Origin of the sequence: Pseudarthrobacter sp. J1763 (assembly GCF_050490295.1) — a bacterium.
Lineage (GTDB): Bacteria > Actinomycetota > Actinomycetes > Actinomycetales > Micrococcaceae > JBNPEO01.
The window spans coordinates 65,522-83,388 of sequence record NZ_JBNPEN010000008.1 but is presented as its reverse complement, the minus strand read 5'-3'; the positions used below and the strand labels follow the sequence as shown (position 1 = coordinate 83,388).

The window sequence follows — 17,867 nt, the reverse complement described above, 5'->3', positions numbered from 1 at the left end:
ATTTCATAGTGCCGCAGATCACTTGACTACGGCCCCACTCCCACTATTGGAGGAAGCCTTAATGCCAGGAATGAATCTGACCCGCGAGGAAGCCCGCGAGCGCGCCGAGCTACTGAACGTGGAGCAGTACAACGTCACGCTCGATTTGAGCCGCGGCGACCGTGTTTTCGGTTCCACCACGGTGGTTCGGTTCAAAGCAGTGGCTGGTTCGTCGTCGTTCATTGATGCGGTGACCGATTCCGTTGCCTCGGTAACGTTGAACGGCCGCGAGCTGGACCCGTCGGTGGTTTCCGATGGTGTGCGGATTGCTTTGCCTGATTTGGCTGCCGAGAATGAACTGACCATTGTGGCTGAGGCTCCGTATATGAACACCGGTGAGGGCCTGCACCGCTTTGTGGACCCCGTGGACTCAGAGGTATACCTCTACACACAATTTGAAGTCCCGGACTCTCGCCGCATGTTCGCCGTGTTTGAACAGCCCGATCTCAAAGCATCTTTCCAGTTCACCGTTACGGCGCCTTCCTACTGGAATGTCATCTCCAACTCCCCCACTCCAGAGCCAGTAGGCGCCGAGGCACGGGCCGACGGCGTTGCTTACTCAACGTGGGAGTTCGCACCTACCCGGCGTATTTCCTCATACATCACGGCGTTGATTGCCGGTCCATATGAGGGTGTTCACAGCGAAGTCACCAGCGCGGACGGCCGCACCGTTCCCTTGGGCGTGTTCGCCCGCAAGTCACTCATGCAGTACCTCGACGCCGAAAACATTTTTACGTTGACCCGCCAAGGCTTCGAATTCTACGAAAAGCAGTTCGGCACCCCGTACCCCTTCGAGAAATACGACCAGCTTTTTGTTCCGGAATTTAATGCTGGAGCCATGGAAAACGCTGGTGCCGTGACCATTCTTGAGGGCTACGTATTCCGCGGAAAAGTTACTGGTGCTCAGGTGGAACGCCGCGCCATTACCGTCCTGCACGAACTTGCACACATGTGGTTTGGCGATCTGGTCACCATGCGTTGGTGGAACGATCTGTGGCTCAACGAATCCTTTGCCGAGTACATGTCCCACTTGGCTGCTGTGGAGAATACAGAGTTTGAAGGCGCGTGGACTACTTTCGCTTCCGTGGAGAAGTCTTGGGCCTACCGCCAGGACCAGTTGCCCACAACGCACCCGATTTTCGCTGACATCAACGACTTGCAGGACGTTGAAGTGAACTTCGATGGCATCACCTACGCTAAGGGCGCATCAGTGCTTCGCCAGTTGGTTGCGTGGGTTGGACCGGAAGAGTTTATGTCTGGTGTGCGCGAGTATTTCCGCAAACACTCGTGGAAGAACACTGAACTCAGCGATCTGATGACCGAGTTAGAAATTTCTAGCGGCCGCGACCTGGATTCTTGGGGCAAACTCTGGCTTGAAACCGCTGGTGTTAACACACTCACACCTGAAATCACCGTTGACGCTGATGGCACCATCACCGCCTTTGACATTGTGCAGAGCGCGACGGCGGATCAGCCAACCATCCGGCCGCACCGTTTGGCAGTGGGCGGCTACTCCCTTGATGCCAAGGGCAAGCTGCGTTCGGTGAGCCGGGTGGAGCTGGACGTTGACGGCGAGCGCACGTCCGTCACCGAGCTGATCGGTACCAAGCGTGCCGAACTGATTCTGCTCAATGACGGCGACCTCGCCTACGCGAAGGTTCGCTTAGATCCTGAATCATTGACAGTGGCTAAGGCACATCTAAAGGACTTTGCTGATCCGTTGCCGCGCACCCTGGTATGGGCCTCGGCTTGGGATGCAGCCCGCGACGGCGAAACACCAGCACGTGAGTATGTTGACCTGATCTTGGCCAACATCGCCCACGAGTCTGATTCCTCAGTAGTTATGGTTCAGTTGCGGCAGCTTGTGACCACCTTGACCTTCTACGTTGCTGCCGAGCACCGGGCTGCAACCAAGGAGAAGGCGGCGGGGGCGCTTTGGGATCTGGCACGGGCGGCTAAGGCTGGTTCGGATCACCAATTCCAGTTCGTCAAGAACTTCGCGCTACTGGCCAGCAACAGCACTCACTTGGATACTGTTGCAGCGCTCCTTGAAGGCACGGAGTCTCTGGAGGGCCTAGACATTGAGCAGGACCTGCGGTGGGAACTGCTGACCTCTTTGGTGGTTGGCGGGCGCTTAGGCGAAGCGGACATTGCCGAAGAGCTCACACGAGACAACACGGCAAGCGGCCAGAATGCTGCAGCTTTGGCCACGGCGGCTATCCCCACAGCCGAGGCCAAGGCCAAGGCGTGGAACTCAATTGTTGTTACTGGCGAGCTTTCCAACGCCTTCCAGGCCTCAGCGGTCAGCGGCTTCACTCGGGTACCAGACGTTGCTTTACTTGAGCCGTTTGCCGGCAAGTACTTTGCCTCGATCGAGGGAATCGTGAAGAACCGCACACTGGCTCTGGCACAGCAAATTGTGGTGGGCCTTTATCCCGCACAGCTGACCACTCAGGAAACCGTGGACGCGTCAGATGCTTTTATCGCTGGCCTCAGCGCTGATCAGGCACCGTTGCGTCGCATGATGCTTGAGAACCGCGACGGCGTTGCCCGAGCTTTGCGAGCCCGCGCGGCTGACGTCTAGGCCGCCTGACGGCTGACTTATCAGGAGCCGCTGGCCACTGGAATCTTCCGGCGACCAGCGGCTCTTAGCGTCTGGCTCTTGGCATCTGGTGATAGTTCTAGACTGTCCCCATGAGTCTTGATCAGCACCACTATGCGGCAACCGTAACTTGGACTGGTAATCGTGGAACGGGAACCTCCTCCTACCGCGACTACGGGCGGGATCATGACATTGAATTCGCGGGGCTTCCCACTCTCAAGGGATCGGCCGATCCCACGTTCCGGGGCGATCCTCACCGTTATAACCCGGAGCAGCTCTTGCTCGCGGCACTGGCTCAATGCCACATGCTCTCCTACTTGCATGTTGCGGCTCAGAATGGTGTGGTGGTCACCGCTTATAGCGACCGCGCTGAAGGCGTCATGCGATTGAACCGTGATGGCAGTGGCGAGTTCACCTCAGTAACCCTTCATCCGCAGGTAAGCGTTGCTGACCCGGCCCACGCGGAAATAGCGCAGTCTTTGCATACGCGGGCCAATCAGTTGTGTTTTATTGCCCGCAGTGTAAATTTCCCCGTACATCACGAGCCCACCACTGACGTAGCTTCGGCTCCCGTCCAGGGCTAGGACTGGTCTCCAATTATCAGGATGTGCCTGGGCGAACGCCACGGCGCTAGGGTTGATATTGGACGGGTTCTCCCCGCCCGGCGAACACAAGACTGAAGACAAACTTGAGGAGTTGCTGCCCGGAATGCATTCCGTACTCAAAGCCGAACAAATGACCGCTCTCGGTGCCGCATCCGCTGATTTTGTGGGTGCAGTGATTGCGATCGTTGCTGGACTTCTGGTGTGGGCGATAGCAAGATTTTTGATCGCACGCATTACCAAACGGGCGGCCAACGGCACGGAGTTCTTCAAGAAGCGGCATTTTCGCTGGGCAGCTCCGGCGCTACGTGCGCTTGACCACGAGCGTCGGGTTCAACGAGCAGAGACCATTGGATCGTTGCTCAGCAGCGTTGTTGGCGTTCTTATCTCGATCATTGTGATCATCTACGTTTTGCAATCCCTAGGTGTAAACATTGCTCCCCTACTCACCAGCGTGGGCATTTTGGGTGTGGCAATTGGTTTTGGTGCCCAGCAGTTGATCCGAGACTTCCTCGCCGGAATTTTTATCACCATTGAGGACCAATACGGCATTGGGGACCTTATCGAGACCAGTGAAGTAGTGGGAACTGTTGAAGCGGTGGGTCTCCGCATCACACGCGTTCGTGGCGAAGACGGTGCTGTCTGGTATCTGCGCAACGGCGAAATCCTCCGAGTGGGTAACCGTTCGCAAGGAACCTACTCCCCGGTGATTGAAGCCACAGATAACCAACCCCATGAAGGACAGAAGGCCAGCGAATGAGCCAGCAATTGCCAATCCAACCTCAAGGAACCCCTGCACGGCCGAACCTGATGCAAAACGATCCGTTCAGCAAGCCTGGGTACACCGACAGCTTCTACGATACCGTTGGCGGGCACCCCACCTTTGTGAAGTTGATCGACGTTTTTTACGACGGCGTGGCCGATGACGAGCTGTTGCGACCCATGTATCCGGAGGAAGATCTAGCTCCCGCCAAGCGCCGCTTTTTGATGTTCTTGGAACAATACTGGGGCGGGCCCACAACGTACGGCGAGGAACGTGGCCACCCCCGATTGCGTATGCGGCATATGCCCTTTGAGGTCACGCCCGAGGCGAAAGACCGATGGCTCAAGCACATGCACCATGCCATTGATTCTTTAGAGCTTTCGCCACTGCACGATGCAACCCTGAGGGATTATATGGACCGTGCTGCGTTGTCCATGGTTAATGCTGCAGCGCCGCGCACCAACACGTGACCCTGAGGGCTGCTCAGTCGCTGCCACCTGCCAGAGCTGAGCATGCTCAACTCTGTGCCGGGTACCAAGAAGCCCAGCGAGAAAGCGGCGAACGCAGCGCCGAGCGGTAGCTCACTCGTTTCCGAGAGTGGCCGGCTCCACACTGTGGCGCGGGCATTGTTCACGATTAGCGCCCCAGGCTGATCGGGGATGATCTCGGCAACCTCTTTCATGCCCGCCATAGCCAGGGCTTTGACGTCCTCAGACATTACGGCGCCCTGGGGCGTCCACGGACCGCGAGGTGCTGACACGCCAGCCCACGACGCAGCGGCTGTGACAACGGGAAGCGGCAATTCGACGTCGTTCTCCCCCAGCCGCGCCAAACGGTCCAGGACAGCCGAGATCGGTACGGTGATGTCCACTTGGGCATCAGAGGTGAGCGCCATCGTGCGTAAACCCAAAATAGTCGGGGTACCTTCTCCCAACAGCGTGGGTTTCAACACGCATACGTAGCAGGCCAAAACCCGTCCTTGAGCGAAGAGACGTACAGCACCGTCATCTACGGCTCGGGCGCGGGCCATGTAAGTCTGCAGGTCCCGAAGGTCGCCAGCATCGCTAAAAATCAAGGATTCGGATGGCAATTTCTCGTCGATTGGCACTATAGGACTCTAGCCGAGTACAGCAGCCAGACGCGAAGTAGGCCGTAACCAGCGTTCGAGGAACCGGGGATTTACGGGCAATCAGGAACTTTTGGGTAATCACGCACTTTCGCGTCATTAGCCGCGGCGGCGCCGGAACGGTACCGGCTCCCCGGACCAAACACCCAGAGCGTGGCGTTGGGCCGGCGTCAAGCGCACCGGCCGGCCGGATTCGCGATTGACCAAAACCATCGACGAACTCGCCAAAGCATAAGTCTTCGACCCATCAGCCTCAGCCACTGAGTAGCCGAATTCAAAACTCGATCCACCCATAGCTGTCACCCAAATATTCACAAAGATTGGCTCGGTGCGAAAGTGCAACGGCAACAGATATTCGATCTCGTGTCGGCCAACAAGCGTGAAGTTCTCCACTCCCACTAAGTCGTCAAAGGTGTCCTCTTCGGCGGCGCCATTACCGGCTGCCTGCCCCAGCGTTTGATGGATGAGCTGAACGCGTGCATCCTCCAAATAGGAGAGGTACGTAACGTTGTTTACGTGCCCATACGAATCAATGTCGCCAAACCGAATTTGGATGGGGAAGCTGAGACCTTGGTGTACTTGATCAGTCATCCATCCATTTTGGCAGTTCGCCGGGCGCTATTTGAGCGGGTTGAACACTGCCGTCTAAAGTCGTTACATGACCGAGCCCATCTCAGCACCACATTCCTCCGCCGCGGACAGTCAAGAACAGCAAACCGAGAAACTGTTGGACTTGCTTTCTCTACGGGGCTTAGAAGGAGCCCGCACGGATGAAGACATCTTTGTTGGGGACACCTACGAGCAGCCACGTGGCCGTGTTTTCGGCGGTCAAGTCCTAGCTCAATCCATTGCTGCTGCCAATGCCACAGTGGACCCTGAACGGCTGGTTCACTCGATGCACGGCTACTTCTTGCGTCCGGGCAACGCTGACCAGCCCATCACCTTTGGCGTTCAGCGTTTGCGCGATGGGCGGTCATTTTCGGCCCGACGTGTGCATGCGTACCAAGAGGGGGTGCCCATTCTCTCCATGATCGCCTCCTTCCAGGTCGAGGACGAGGGTGTGGAGCACCAGTCACAGATGCCTGACGGTGTGCCGGACCCGGAGTCTTTGCCCACGACGGCCGAACTGCTCAGTAAGTTCGATCACCCGGTGGCTCAGCAGTGGTCCTTCGGGCGCCCCTTCGACATTCGCCACGTGGACACACCTCTGTACCTCTCGGGTGGAACTGAGGCTGTGGCCACCAACGCCGTATGGATGAAGACCTTTGGCCCCATGCCAGAGGACCCTGCCCTGCACCAAGCTGCACTGGCCTACGCGAGCGACTACACCCTTCTAGAGCCGATTTTGCGCGCCCATAACCTCAGCTGGATTACGCCAGGAATGAGTGTGGCCAGCTTGGATCACGCCATGTGGTGGCACCGCCCGGTCAAGGTCGACGAATGGTTGTTGTATGTTCAAGAGTCGCCCAGCGCTCAGGGTGCTCGCGGCCTGGCCACCGGAAAAATCTATTCGAGAGACGGTATTCATGTGGCCTCAGTAGCCCAAGAAGGAATGCTGCGTATCCCCGGCCAAGGTGCTAAGGGCTAAGTCAGGCAAAAGAAAAGAGTTCGACGGCGGCACCCTCTTTGGGTGCCGCCGTCGAACTCTTTGATTCGCTTCCCCGGACGGCGTGTCCAGGGGGCGTTGAGGATCTAGTCGCGAGTCAAACGACGGTGGGTCACGCGATGCGGACGGGCAGCATCGGCACCCAAACGCTCCACCTTGTTCTCTTCGTAAGACTCGAAGTTACCCTCGAACCAGTACCAGTTGGCCGGGTTCTCTTCAGTGCCTTCGTAAGCCAAGATATGGGTTGCTACTCGGTCCAAGAACCAGCGATCGTGGCTGACCACCACTGCACAGCCGGGAAATTCAAGCAATGCGTTTTCAAGGCTGCTTAGGGTTTCCACGTCGAGGTCGTTAGTGGGCTCATCGAGGAGCAACAAGTTGCCACCCTGTTTGAGTGTCAAAGCCAGATTCAGACGGTTGCGCTCACCACCGGAGAGAACACCTGCCTTCTTCTGCTGGTCCGGGCCCTTGAAGCCGAAGGCGGCCACGTAAGCGCGAGATGGCATTTCTACATTGCCCACCTGGATGAAGTCCAGGCCATCGGATACAACCTCGAACAGTGTTTTGTTCGGGTCAATGCCGCCACGGCTCTGGTCAGCATAAGAAATCTTGACAGAATCACCGATCTTCAGCTCGCCGCCGTCGAGGGGTTCAAGTCCCACGATGGTTTTGAACAGCGTGGACTTACCAACACCGTTGGGGCCAATAACACCAACAATGCCGTTGCGCGGAAGCGTAAAGCTCAAACCGTCAATGAGCGTCCGGTCATCGAAGCCCTTTTGCAGGTTCTTTGCTTCGAGCACCAGGCTGCCCAGGCGCGGTCCCGGCGGGATCTGGATCTCTTCGAAGTCCAGCTTGCGGGTACGGTCTGCCTCTGCAGCCATTTCCTCGTAACGTGCCAGACGTGCCTTGGACTTGGTTTGGCGTCCCTTGGCGTTGGAACGAACCCAGTCGAGTTCGTCGGCCAAGCGGCGTGCCAGCTTGGCATCCTTTTTGCCTTGAACTTCCAAACGAGCGCGCTTCTTCTCCAAGTAGGTGGAGTAGTTGCCCTCGTAGGGGTACAGACGGCCGCGGTCCACTTCACAAATCCACTCAGCAACGTGATCAAGGAAGTAGCGATCGTGAGTGACTGCCAATACGGCGCCCGCGTAGCTGCTCAGGTGCTGCTCGAGCCACAGCACCGACTCGGCATCCAAGTGGTTAGTAGGCTCATCGAGAAGCAACAGGTCCGGCTTCTGCAACAAAAGCTTGCACAGCGCCACACGGCGGCGCTCACCACCGGAAAGGACTGTCACGTCAGCGTCTCCGGGCGGGCAACGCAGAGCATCCATGGCCTGCTCGAGCTGGGAATCGAGGTCCCATGCGTCGGCGGCGTCAATGGCCTCTTGAAGCTTGCCCATCTCGTCCAGCAGAGCATCGTAGTCTGCGTCCGGGTTGGCCATTTCCTCGGAGATCTCGTTGAAGCGCTGGATCTTTCCGTAGATCTCCCCAACGCCTTCCTGGACGTTACCCAGAACGGTCTTCTCTTCGTTCAGCGGCGGTTCCTGCAAGAGGATTCCCACTGAGTAACCGGGGCTGAGCCGGGCCTCTCCGTTGGAAGGAGTGTCCAAGCCGGCCATGATCTTGAGGATGGTCGACTTACCGGCGCCATTAGGCCCAACAACACCGATTTTGGCACCGGGGAAGAAGGACATGTTTACGTCGTCGAGGATTACCTTTTCGCCAACGGCCTTACGGGCCTTGGTCATCGTGTAAATAAATTCCGCCATGGGTACAAATCTAGTGCGTGGCCGGGTGGTTCTCATATTCGGGGCCATATTGAACCCGCGGAATTTACCGAACGGTGGTGGCGTCTAGTGTTGGTCTCCCAGGAAGCACTTGCCGTTGGCTAGCGCCTTGACCACGCTGGTGGTCACCGTCTTGTCCCGAACTTGGACGTACACGCACTGGGAATCGGCTCGGACGGCCGCCGTGAGCGCGTCCGCCGCCAACCCCGTTGGCGTTGTGCTTTGTGAGATCTCTACCGCCGAGGTTGCAATGCCCTGCGCCACAATGGCACTTCGCAAGGCGACAGTGGTGGCTGTGGAATCGGCTTCAGTGGAAGTTATGCCAGCCTCCTGAAGCTTGGTCAACATTGCACTGACGGCTGGCGAATACGTTGTCGCAATTTTTGGTGAAGCTGAGTTGGGCTGCTGCGCTTTCGCTTGGCCAGAACTTTGGGGACCCGCTATGGCACGGTTTGTGGCGTCCATGCCCGAGTCATCGTTGGACGGAGCCGAGGGAAACACGGAACAGCCAGCCAAGACAACCGCGGCCGCGACGGCTGTGGCTGAGGTACCGATGACCCTCAGCCTGCCCGTGAGGTTCATGGCTGAGCCCACCCTGTGCGGCCGCGAACGTGTGTTCATAATGCTGACATTCTGCCATGCTCCCTCGACTCCACGAGGACTTGCGCTGCCTTCTAATCCCCTTGCGGATCCCGCGAGGTATCCCGGTTGGCTCGGAGATTTGCTACCGGCTGCCTTCCTCTCACGCGCCAGCCATAGCAAGAGTCCTCTTATTCGCTTTGGTGGGAACGGCGTCGTTCTCTGAAGAAGGTTCTGTCCCGTCACCGGACGGATCTGTGCCCCCATCGGTGTCTTCAGGCAACTGCTCATCAAGCAGTTCTCCCCCGTCCCCAACGGTCCCCACACCTTCAACGTGAACAGGTGCCATACCACCAACCCCTTCAGCCGAAGCAGGCGTAGCACTGCTGTTGCGGACATAGTTTGCAGTGCCCCATGCGAGGTCGTGCCCAATGGCGTCGGCATCAATTTCGGCCTGGTGGTAGAGCTTGCCTTCATGTTCCCACTGCCGGAGTTTGAGTTTGCCGACCACCAGGACGCGGTGGCCCTTTTTGACGCTGCACACCACGTTGCCTGCCAAATGGCGGTAGGCAGAGATGGTGTACCAATTTGTTGGACCATCCACCCAGACACTGTTTTCCTTGTCGAAGCGCCGCTCCGTGGTGGCAATCCGGAAATTGACCGTTGGTGTGCCACCGGTAGTGGTTCCGGAACGGGGTTCTGTGGCTACAAAGCCGCGGACTGTAATGGTGTCACTCATGAATATCTCTCCTCGTTAGTTGCGCCGAAGTTGGCTCCTCCAGACTGTGGCCAATTCCGTTGGTGCGGGAGAGAAAAGTGACGCTATGTGGACAACTCGCCCAAATTCGTGGGTGTGGAGGAAAAGTGAGAGCGCAGTTGGAAGCCTGCTCGCTGTTAGGATTAATGGCGCTGCCCCAGTAGCTCAGAGGATAGAGCAGCGGCCTTCTAATCCGACGGTCGGGGGTTCGATTCCCTCCTGGGGCACCATGTGATGTAGCGGGACATAGTTCATATATGTCCCGCTCCATCATTCACAGAGAGAAACCCCTGGCTTCGGCCGGGGGTTTTTCTCTTTCACCGCACTGGTTCCCGGGTAGGTTTCCGGTGCACTGGTCTTCCGCGCGTGTGCACCACAGCTCAGTTTTCAGCGTTGACGCCTGCCCATCTAGCCAAAATTGCCCTACTTTCCGGGGGCTGCAGTCTGAGTCCATCGCCAAAGTTGAGCCACCGTGTACGCCGTCCGCACTGGTTTCCGGGTAGGTATCCGGGACGCTGGTTTCCGCGTCCAGTATCTGGGCCACCAAGGCGGCGGTTGCTTGCGAGGATCAACGACAACCGCAATAGCCGGGCGGTTGGGTGAAGCGTGAGTTATTTCGAGACAGGCTGAGGCGAAACCGTTTGAGGTTTGCCAAAGAGGTTCTTGGTGCGCGGGTCAATAAAGATCAAATACAACGCAAAGAGCAGTGCGATAACTGCCGCCGCGTTCCGGGCCAAGGCCAGAGCCAATCCCAAGTCTTCGGTCTGCAAGTACGGGAAAACGTCCAACTGATCCGAGATGGCGTAAACCATAAAAAACGAGACCATAAAGTACAGCGCTTTGACCTGCCAGTCTTGCCGAATGCCCGTGACTGCGAATAGCGGAATCAGCCAGACGACATACCAGGACTGAATCATCGGTGACAAAACCACCACTGCAGCGAACGCCAAGGTCAGGCGGCGCATGAGGCGATCGTGGTCGCCCTTGAAAATCTGCCAACCGATAATGCCCATGGCCACGACTTTGCCAAAGGTGTAAACCCATCCGGCCATGGCCCAACCATCGAGTTTAAAGACGTTGAAGATGGAAGCGACGATGAGGCCCAGCAGACCAATTGGCGCGTACCAAATCCACACACTGCCCGGAGCGCTCAGTCCGTTGATCCAACCAAAGCCGAATCCGTTGACCTTGCCCATGGCCCACAAAAGTGCCAAGGAGATCCCGGCAGTGAGGAACCAGTACCAAAACTTTCTAGGCCACGAAGCATTCTTCCCGGCCCACAAAAGTCCTAGGAACGGCAAGAAAATAACGGTTATCGGTTTGACCGAGATGGACAGCGTGACTAGCACAATGCCGCGAATGGCGCGCTTGGTGGCGCAGTAGTACAAACCAGCAAGTGCCAGACCTACCATCAGCGCATCGTTGTGAGCGCTGGTGATGAAGTTGGTCAGGAATAAGGGGTTAGCCACGGAAAGCCACAGCGCCCGGTGAGGGTTTACGCCGTGCAACTGCGCCAACTTGGGAACGTAAATAATGCACAGCACAATGCCAACAAGGGCTACCAGCCGGAAAAGCAAAATGCTCATTTCTGGCTGTACGTGCGTTACCCAAACAACAAACTGTTCGATCCACAAAAACAGCTGGCCGTAAGGTGTTGGGGCCTCGGTCCACATCTTGTCTGCACCAAGTTGGTAATAGTTAGACAGTGTTGAGATGCCGTTTTCGTAAGGATTGAACCCTTCGATCATCAGCCGCCCTTGGCCAATGTAGGCGTAGACGTCGCGGCTGAAGAGTGGAACGCTGACCATCATCGGCGCTCCCCACAGTGCCACCGCTTGCAGGGTGGCCTTTCGGGCTTGGAGGCCCCAGATGTTCACACGCTGTCCCAGCCGGAGCCAAGCACGGACCAACAACATCCCGCCAACTGCCAGCAAGACGATTGAGAGACCCACACCAAAAGCTTCTGTACGCATCCAAATAAACAGAGGAACGCGTCGCAGTTCAGAGACGGGGGCCAACCAACCGACCCCAATTGAGCCAATCAGTAAAAAGATAGAGCCAATGAAACCGGCAATCAGAGGCGAACGTGCATTGTCCACCTCTGGAATTGGGGTCACCGGAGCATCCACATCCTTGATGGGGGCAGCGGGTACCGGCTTGCTCATCAATCATCTCCAAATGTCTCTACGTGCAGTGTCCAAGCCGAGATGACCTCGGCGCGTCACAGCGCAAGGGGCACATCCCCAGAAGGCAGGCCGGCAGTACGGAGATTTTACCACCGGAGCACCAGCAAACTGGGTCAAACGGTACGCTAAGAAGCGTGCCTATATCTAACGAACGAATCGTCTGGATCGACTGTGAAATGACGGGGCTCAGCCTCGAAAATGACGCATTGATCGAAGTTGCTGCCCTAGTTACAGACTCTGAACTCAATATCCTCGGCGAGGGTGTGGACGTTGTTATCAAGCCGGATGATGCGTCCTTGGCTCAGATGAACGACTTTGTCCGGAACATGCATACCCAATCAAAGCTCCTCGACGAGCTGCCCCAGGGTAAAACCATGGCTGAGGCGGAAGCCGAAATCATGGAGTACATCGAACGCTGGGTGCCCGAACCGGGGAAAGCCCCACTGGGTGGAAACTCAGTTGGTACTGACCGAACCTTTTTGGCCCGTGACATGCCAGCCGTCGTCGAGCACTTGCACTACCGCGTGATTGACGTCAGCACCATCAAAGAACTCTCTCGCCGCTGGTTTGCTCGCGCATATTTCCAGTCCCCTGCTAAGAGTGGTGGTCACCGCGCCCTAGGTGATATACGCGATTCCATCAACGAACTTCGCTACTACCGCGAAGCTGTTTTTGTACCCCAGCCAGGGCCGGATACGGCCACGGCAAAGGCCATTTCCCAGAAAATCTCAGACACAGCAGAGTAATTTGAACCACAATTGCAGGAATTTTTGGCCTAAAACGCCAAAGTGGCACTTAGCACCCCTGTACAGCAGGTAAGCTATTTGTCGTTGCCTTTTCGGCCCCGTCTCGATGGGGATGAAGTTGAGGCACATGGTGGGCGTAGCTCAGTTGGCAGAGCGCCTGGTTGTGGTCCAGGAGGTCGCGGGTTCGACCCCCGTCGCTCACCCCACGGGAATCTAACAGTTCCCCCGAAGGCCGCACTGGAATTCCAGTGCGGCCTTCGTTGTTCCCGTTCGCACTAGCACCGAGGATTCAACGGAAATGACAGTCCAGCCAGTCACCATTTGGGGCGAGCCAGTTCTGCACCGCCGGGCGGCAGAGGTCACCGAGTTCAACGACGAACTGCGCACCATCATCGCCGATATGTTTGAAACCAACGACGCCGCGAACGGTGTTGGGCTCGCAGCACCGCAGATTGGTGTGGGTTTGCGCATCTTCGTCTACGACTACGAAAACGACGACGACGTCCCCGCTCGCGGTGTGGTGGTCAACCCAGTTCTGACCACGTCAAAAGTCTCCGGCGCAGCTCCGGACCCGGACGACGAAGTTGAAGGCTGTTTGTCCTTCCCCGGCGAGCACTATCCACTCAAGCGGGCCGAATGGGTTCGAGTGACGGGCTTCGACGGTGACGGCAATCCGGTGAATTTTGAGGCCACCGGTTGGTTTGCTCGCGTTATGCAGCATGAATATGACCACCTGGACGGCTATCTTTACGTCAACAAGCTCAACGATCGCTACGCGAAAAAAGCGATGCGTCACGCTAAAAAGGCTGGTTGGGGTGTGCCCGGTCTGACCTGGATGCCGGGTGTTGACGAGGATCCCTTCGGTCACTAGGCAGCCGTGTGACCTTCGGCGGGGCGCTGCTGCTCTAGGCTGATGGAATGATCGAACGCCAGGAGCTTTTTGACCTGCTCGCCATCAGCCCCGAGGATCAGAGCGGATGCAACACTTTGTTGAACGCTTCACCGTCTCGTGGCACGCTCGTTGCCTTGGCAACCTTGCGTTCACGCCTAGGGTCCTTCGCTAGGGGCGGCGCGGAAGTTTTCCTCAGGGAGGGTTCCCCGAGAGCGCTAGCCCCCAGTGAGAGCGACTGGACATCTGCGTTGTTGCTTTTTGCCCCAGAGCTTTTGGACCATCATGCCGCGCTTGGTATTCCGCAAGAGATTTCCCAAGCAACAGTGGCAGATCTTGGTTTGAACTTGGCGATCAACCGACGCGTTCACGGGCGCTTTGGGCTCGAGACTTGGTCATGGCTAACGCTGCACGCAGCGGGGAATCTGTTCCGTGTAGGGCGTTTGCAATACCACCTAGTCCCCAGCGAGGCGCCGCCAACAGCCGGCAAACCAACCCGAGCGTGGGAACTAGGCATTCACATCCCAGAGGACGGAAGCCTCTCCCCTGCAGCTGTGGGCGCCAGCTTGGAGCAAGCCGTTGAATTCTTCGTGCGGTATTTTCCTGACAAAACCGTGACGCAAGGGCGTTGTGTCTCTTGGCTATTGGACCCCGAACTCGCGAAGCGACTCCCGGGGAGCAATATTGCCAAGTTCGCTCAGCGCTTCACCCTCGAGCGCTTGGACGGTGACTCGCGTGACGCCGTGTACTTCACGTTCCGTCAACGTGGCCTCGACGGACTCGAGCGGTTGCCGCGAGACACCGCCTTGCAACGTGCCGTCCTTGACCACTTGAACGACGGCGGCTCTTGGCAAGTGGGCCACGGATACTTGGATCTTGTGGCTGGTTAGGGATGCACCGTTCGTTGCGCTGGGCACTTGTTGAGGACAGCCGCCATGGCATCGTGCTCAGCAGGAGTAACCCACAAGTGATAGGCGAACTTCACTGAGATTTGCCGTGCAACGTAATGGCAGCGAAATCGCTTATTGGATGGGAGCCACGAGGCAGCATCGGAGGCGCTTTTCTCCTGGTTGGCCGGACCATCTACGGCAATAAGGTTCACCGGGTCATTGGCTAAGGAAGCGCGCTGTCCGGGAGTCAACAATTGCGCACCGGTTTGCCACGCATCGGATAGGGCAACCACATGGTCAATTTGCACACTCTTACTGCTCTGACTGCCTCGTTCAAAGAAGATGGTTGTGCCAGTGTAGGGATCACTCAGTAGGCCCGATGCCACTTGACACTTGGATGTGAGCGAGCTCTTGGTGAAGCTGACATTCAAAAAGTCCCGGCGGAGTACGTCATTGCGCGTGTCACAACCGTTGCGGTCCACATCCAGCCAGGCTTGACCAAAATTCTCCCGGTTATAGCCAGTACTCGGCGCACGTCCTTTAACCTCTAAGAGCGCCAAAACTTCCGTAGCCGAAGCGTCCTGAATAGCTCGCGGTGGAGTCACTTCTTTCATAAACGCTGCGTCGCGCACAGGTGCTGTTTCCGGCCCCGTGGATTGCGCATCAGCAACGGCGAATTGGCCGGCAACAAAGAACCAAATGATCGTGCCCATCAATACCGCAGCAAAAACTGACACCGCTATGGCAGCGAACAATGACCTCCGCTGGCGTCTGCGGTAGGTTCTCCAATTAAGTGACACTCTGGCTCCCGAAAAATCAACGAACGATTCGCTGAAGAACTAGAGCCTACGCGGGTGCTCAGACAGACTGACTTTTATCCACAGTGTTGCCAGCAAAAGCTGGTGAGGAGTAGTCGATGTGGAGGACAAGTCATGAACAACGAGTCCTCCACATCGAGCTAACTTAACTAGAGGCTAGTTTTCTTTTTGAACCCGCTCTAGGTCAGTCTTAGCGGTAGCCAAAAGCTCTTCCAACTGGCTGACACGTTCGGGGCTCACGTGACCATCGGCCACACCAGCTTTAGCCTCCGCTAACAGGCGCAAAGCTTCTTTGTGGTTGCTCTGCGCAACGTCGAGTGCATGTTCCAAAGTTGTTTCATGTTCCATATCTCCATGGTGCTCACTTTTGGTCACAAACACCACAGCCACACGGGCCAATTCTGATCTTTCATGAATCGGCCAGCTACACCACTGGATACGCTGGCGGGTTCACGCCTGCCATTTCCTCCATCACACGAACAACCTGGCAGCTGTAACCAAACTCGTTGTCGTACCAAACGTAGAGGACAAGGTTGTTCTCGGTGGAAATGGTTGCAAGACCATCAACAATTCCTGTCCGGCGCGATCCCACAAAGTCAGTGGAAACTACCTCGGGGGAATCGATGTAGTCGATCTGTTTACGCAAGGGCGAGTGCAAGGACATGATCCGGAGGTAGTCGTTGACTTCTTCCTTGGTGGTGGCCTTTTCCAAGGTGAGGTTCAGGATTGCCATAGAAACGTCTGGTGTGGGTACGCGGATGGAGTTACCGGTCAATTTACCCACAAGTTCCGGGAGGGCCTTGGCAACGGCCTTCGCCGCACCCGTCTCGGTGATAACCATGTTCAACGCCGCTGAGCGTCCGCGACGGTCTCCCTTGTGGAAGTTGTCAATCAGGTTCTGATCATTCGTAAAAGAGTGCACTGTTTCAACGTGCCCGTGGACCACTCCATAACGATCGTTAATGGCTTTAAGCACAGGGGTGATCGCGTTGGTGGTGCATGAGGCAGCAGTGATGATCCGGTCTGAATCGGCAATGCTGCCGTGGTTGATGCCGTGGACAATGTTCTTCAGCTCGCCCTTACCGGGCGCCGTGAGAAGTACCCGTGCCACACCTTTGCTCTGCAAGTGCTGAGAGAGCCCCTCAGCATCGCGCCAGCGGCCGGTATTATCCACCACAAGCGCGTCATGGATGCCGTAGGCGGTGTAGTCGACGGCGGCTGGGTTATCGGCGTAAATCACCTGAATTCCCACACCGTTAGCGGTGATGGTATTTGCTTCTTCGTCCACTTGGATGGTGCCTTCAAAAGACCCATGGACTGAATCACGGCGCAGCAAACTGGCACGCTTGGACAGGTCATTCTCGGCACCGCGGCGGACCACTACGGCACGCAAACGAAGCCCATGACCGCCACCAGCCTTTTCAATCAACAGACGTGCCAGCAAGCGGCCAATGCGTCCAAAGCCATAGAGCACAACGTCGGTGCTGGTGCGCCTGTCTGCGCCACGCTGGCCAACTACTTCAGCCAGTTCTGCTTTCAGAAAATCTTCAAGGGAACGGCCCGCCCCGTCAGTGTGGAACTTCTCGTTGAGCCGTGCAATATCAATGGCGGCAGCGCCCAGATCCAAGCTGTCCAGAGTTTGCAGCAGTGGCAGTGTTTCCTCAAGCGGAAGCTCGGCTTGGCTCATGCGGCGAGCGAAGCGGTGCGCCTTGAGGATGTTCATTGTGGACTTGTTAATGAGGCTACGACCGTGGATGCTAGTCACCACATTGTTGTCCCGGTATAGGCGGCCAATCACCGGGATCATTGCCTCGGCGAGGGCTTCGCGGCCCTTCCATTGCTCGAACGAATCAGACGTCTGGGTCACAGAACAACCTTTCATACGGGTACGTCGTCGTACCCACTTTCTTGCCGCGAGCGCCGTCGGGCATCAAAAAACCGCCGGCTGCGAACGCAGACCCGGCGGGAGAACATCTACGTTCATTACCATCCTAGGGTGGCTTACGGAGGCCCCACGACACCTGGCGGGTGACTTCACTCACACACGGCTGGTGGTTGGATGGGTTGGCCTATGAGCCGGGTTCTGTCATCCGGCGCAGTTTCCCGCACCAGAGTAGCGATCATCCATCTAGGACCGTTGTTACCAACGGCCTCGAGCAGCCTACCCAAACGCTCGGGCGAGCAGCCCTCAAACGCGTTCTGTCTGGCCTTGCTCCGAGTGGGGTTTACCTAGCCTTCCCGGTCACCCGGGAAGCTGGTGGTCTCTTACACCACCGTTTCACCCTTACCTCCAGTGCTGTGAACAGCACGGCGGCGGTCTATTTTCTGTGGCACTAGCCTGCGGGTTTCCCCGAGTGGGCGTTACCCACCACTCTGCTCTGCGGAGCCCGGACTTTCCTCGGCGCTTGTTCTAGGAACAAACAACGCGATCGCCCAGCCAACCCATCCGCGAACCAGTCTAGTGCCCACCACGGTGC

17 protein-coding genes, 2 tRNA genes and 1 other RNA gene are annotated in these 17,867 nt (G+C 57.1%); 10 read left to right on the top strand and 10 right to left on the bottom strand.

What is annotated here, in order from left to right:
* The first annotated feature begins 61 nt into the window (after window positions 1-61).
* The 4 genes from pepN (at window position 62) to ACQQCD_RS09830 (ending at window position 4,476) form a co-directional block, all read left to right on the top strand.
* The gene (gene pepN / locus ACQQCD_RS09845; protein ID WP_430268206.1) at window positions 62-2,623 is read left to right on the top strand and encodes an aminopeptidase N; all 2,562 of its coding nucleotides are present in this window, start codon (window positions 62-64) and stop codon (window positions 2,621-2,623) included.
* A gap of 110 nt (window positions 2,624-2,733) precedes the next feature.
* On the top strand, window positions 2,734-3,225 hold the full coding sequence (locus ACQQCD_RS09840; RefSeq protein ID WP_430268205.1) for an OsmC family protein: 492 nt from the start codon (window positions 2,734-2,736) through the stop codon (window positions 3,223-3,225).
* A 151-nt stretch (window positions 3,226-3,376) separates the two neighbouring features.
* Window positions 3,377-4,003, top strand: coding sequence for a mechanosensitive ion channel family protein (locus ACQQCD_RS09835; protein ID WP_430268242.1), 627 nt, complete (start codon window positions 3,377-3,379; stop codon window positions 4,001-4,003).
* Window positions 4,000-4,476, top strand: coding sequence for a globin (locus tag ACQQCD_RS09830; RefSeq protein WP_430268204.1), 477 nt, complete (start codon window positions 4,000-4,002; stop codon window positions 4,474-4,476). Before ACQQCD_RS09835 ends, ACQQCD_RS09830 begins: the two co-directional genes overlap by 4 nt.
* Here ACQQCD_RS09830 and ACQQCD_RS09825 read toward each other — a convergent pair.
* Complete coding sequence (locus tag ACQQCD_RS09825) at window positions 4,416-5,036, bottom strand: hypothetical protein (protein ID WP_430268241.1); 621 nt, start codon at window positions 5,034-5,036, stop codon at window positions 4,416-4,418. The two genes, ACQQCD_RS09830 and ACQQCD_RS09825, sit on opposite strands and share 61 nt — an antisense overlap.
* Before the next feature lie 195 nt (window positions 5,037-5,231).
* Window positions 5,232-5,723, bottom strand: coding sequence for an acyl-CoA thioesterase (locus tag ACQQCD_RS09820; protein WP_430268203.1), 492 nt, complete (start codon window positions 5,721-5,723; stop codon window positions 5,232-5,234).
* Window positions 5,724-5,790: 67 nt separating this feature from the next.
* Between ACQQCD_RS09820 and ACQQCD_RS09815 the strand changes: the two genes are divergently transcribed.
* Window positions 5,791-6,720, top strand: a complete 930-nt coding sequence (locus ACQQCD_RS09815; RefSeq protein WP_430268202.1) for an acyl-CoA thioesterase — start codon at window positions 5,791-5,793, stop codon at window positions 6,718-6,720.
* Between the two features lie 104 nt (window positions 6,721-6,824).
* Here the strand turns inward: ACQQCD_RS09815 and ettA are convergent, their stop codons facing one another.
* From ettA to ACQQCD_RS09800, 3 genes are all read right to left on the bottom strand, one after another.
* Window positions 6,825-8,507 carry an energy-dependent translational throttle protein EttA gene (gene ettA / locus ACQQCD_RS09810; protein ID WP_430268201.1) on the bottom strand — a complete coding sequence of 561 codons (1,683 nt, stop codon included), beginning with the start codon at window positions 8,505-8,507 and terminating at the stop codon, window positions 6,825-6,827.
* A gap of 84 nt (window positions 8,508-8,591) precedes the next feature.
* The gene (locus tag ACQQCD_RS09805) at window positions 8,592-9,146 is read right to left on the bottom strand and encodes a DUF6993 domain-containing protein (protein ID WP_430268200.1); all 555 of its coding nucleotides are present in this window, start codon (window positions 9,144-9,146) and stop codon (window positions 8,592-8,594) included.
* A gap of 121 nt (window positions 9,147-9,267) precedes the next feature.
* Window positions 9,268-9,843, bottom strand: a complete 576-nt coding sequence (locus ACQQCD_RS09800; RefSeq protein WP_430268199.1) for a single-stranded DNA-binding protein — start codon at window positions 9,841-9,843, stop codon at window positions 9,268-9,270.
* A gap of 172 nt (window positions 9,844-10,015) precedes the next feature.
* On the opposite strand from ACQQCD_RS09800, the gene ACQQCD_RS09795 reads away from it, so the two are divergent.
* A tRNA-Arg gene (locus ACQQCD_RS09795) sits at window positions 10,016-10,091 on the top strand.
* Window positions 10,092-10,472: 381 nt separating this feature from the next.
* On the opposite strand, the gene mptB is transcribed toward ACQQCD_RS09795, so the two are convergent.
* Window positions 10,473-12,026 (bottom strand): polyprenol phosphomannose-dependent alpha 1,6 mannosyltransferase MptB, encoded by a 1,554-nt coding sequence (gene mptB, locus ACQQCD_RS09790; RefSeq protein WP_430268198.1) that lies wholly within the window; start codon window positions 12,024-12,026, stop codon window positions 10,473-10,475.
* 155 nt (window positions 12,027-12,181) lie between these two features.
* On the opposite strand from mptB, the gene orn reads away from it, so the two are divergent.
* The 4 genes from orn to ACQQCD_RS09770 all read left to right on the top strand — a co-directional run bounded on the left by orn (window position 12,182) and on the right by ACQQCD_RS09770 (window position 14,572).
* Window positions 12,182-12,793, top strand: a complete 612-nt coding sequence (gene orn, locus ACQQCD_RS09785) for an oligoribonuclease (protein WP_430268197.1) — start codon at window positions 12,182-12,184, stop codon at window positions 12,791-12,793.
* A gap of 130 nt (window positions 12,794-12,923) precedes the next feature.
* Window positions 12,924-12,999: transfer RNA gene (locus ACQQCD_RS09780), tRNA-His, on the top strand.
* Window positions 13,000-13,091: 92 nt separating this feature from the next.
* Complete coding sequence (gene def, locus ACQQCD_RS09775; RefSeq protein ID WP_430268196.1) at window positions 13,092-13,664, top strand: peptide deformylase; 573 nt, start codon at window positions 13,092-13,094, stop codon at window positions 13,662-13,664.
* A 47-nt stretch (window positions 13,665-13,711) separates the two neighbouring features.
* Window positions 13,712-14,572: an acyltransferase domain-containing protein gene (locus tag ACQQCD_RS09770; protein ID WP_430268195.1), complete on the top strand. Its 861-nt coding sequence runs from the start codon at window positions 13,712-13,714 to the stop codon at window positions 14,570-14,572.
* Here the strand turns inward: ACQQCD_RS09770 and ACQQCD_RS09765 are convergent.
* The 4 genes from ACQQCD_RS09765 to rnpB form a co-directional block, all read right to left on the bottom strand.
* Window positions 14,569-15,372 (bottom strand): HNH endonuclease family protein, encoded by an 804-nt coding sequence (locus ACQQCD_RS09765; RefSeq protein ID WP_430268194.1) that lies wholly within the window; start codon window positions 15,370-15,372, stop codon window positions 14,569-14,571. The two genes, ACQQCD_RS09770 and ACQQCD_RS09765, sit on opposite strands and share 4 nt — an antisense overlap.
* A 174-nt stretch (window positions 15,373-15,546) precedes the next feature.
* Window positions 15,547-15,738, bottom strand: a complete 192-nt coding sequence (locus ACQQCD_RS09760) for a hypothetical protein (RefSeq protein ID WP_430268193.1) — start codon at window positions 15,736-15,738, stop codon at window positions 15,547-15,549.
* Between the two features lie 76 nt (window positions 15,739-15,814).
* Window positions 15,815-17,272 carry a glyceraldehyde-3-phosphate dehydrogenase gene (locus tag ACQQCD_RS09755; protein WP_430268192.1) on the bottom strand — a complete coding sequence of 486 codons (1,458 nt, stop codon included), beginning with the start codon at window positions 17,270-17,272 and terminating at the stop codon, window positions 15,815-15,817.
* Window positions 17,273-17,446: 174 nt separating this feature from the next.
* An RNA gene (rnpB, locus tag ACQQCD_RS09750) (RNase P RNA component class A) lies at window positions 17,447-17,835 on the bottom strand.
* Window positions 17,836-17,867 lie beyond the last annotated feature (32 nt).